We start from the raw sequence: 965 nt of genomic DNA, 5'->3' as shown, positions 1-965 counted from the left end.
ACCGACGGCCGGAGGCCGGAGGGCCAGGGACCGAAGGACAGGGACCGGATGACCAAGGGCCGGACAACCAGGGGCCGGAGGACCAGGGGCCGAAGAACCGGGGACCGAAGAACCGGCGGCCGGAGGACAGAGACCGAAGAACCGACGGCCGGAGGCCGGAGGGCCAGGGACCGAAGGACCGGCGGCCGGAGAACCGGGGACGCAAGAACCGGGGGCCTCGGCGCGTCAGCGGTTGCGGAAGCAGCGGATGGTGAGAGCCGCCGCGGTCGCCGTGAGGCAGAGGGCGTAGGCGGCCGTGACCCAGGGGGCGGGGGTGCGGCCGGCGGTGAGGCCGTGGACGACGGCGGCCAGCCACCCGGCGTAGGAGGCGCCGTGGAGGACGCGGAAGGGGCGGATCCAGCGGCGGGTGGCGAAGACGCCGCGCCAGACGCCGGTGGCGACCGCGACGAGGAAGAGGTAGCAGGCCAGGGTGCCGAGGCCGACCAGCGCGTCGCCGCTGCCCCAGCCGAGCGCCGCGGCCCCTGCGGCGACCCGGCCGCCGGCGACCTTCACACCGATGTGCAGCAGCAGGAACCCGACGCCGAGCACGCCCAGGGCCCGGTGCAGGTGCTGGGCCGCGGTCCGCGCCCGGGGCGGCAGCAGCCCGCGCAGCGCGGTCGCCAGCCCCACCATCACGGCCAGCGACAGCGCGACGAGCGCCATCACCCCGGCCATCCGGTCGAGGAATCCGCGCAGCGCCCCGCCCACGAGACCGCCTGCCACGAGCACGCCGGCGGCGGCGAGCACTCCGGCGGCCACCGCGGCGGTCCGGGGCGACGGCGTGTGCGGCGGACCGGTCCTCACCGGCACCCCCGCCACCCCGACCGCTCCCCGGCCGGCCACCGCGGGCGCGGCCCCCGCCGGGGGTCTCGTCCCCGTTCGGGCGGCGGTCGCCGGCATGGTGGTGGAGGCGGGCGTGGTCACGG

At 78.1% G+C, this 965-nt stretch carries 1 protein-coding gene; it reads right to left on the bottom strand.

The features are described from left to right. Positions 1-225: 225 nt before the first annotated feature. On the bottom strand, positions 226-798 hold the full coding sequence (locus V7E45_RS40310; protein WP_333779250.1) for a hypothetical protein: 573 nt from the start codon (positions 796-798) through the stop codon (positions 226-228). Positions 799-965: the final 167 nt, after the last annotated feature.

It is taken from the genome of Streptomyces sp. IBSBF 3136 (assembly GCF_036815105.1).
Classification (GTDB): domain Bacteria; phylum Actinomycetota; class Actinomycetes; order Streptomycetales; family Streptomycetaceae; genus Streptomyces.
The sequence above is the reverse complement of the archived record's forward strand: the minus strand, read 5'-3'. Positions and strand labels throughout refer to the sequence as shown.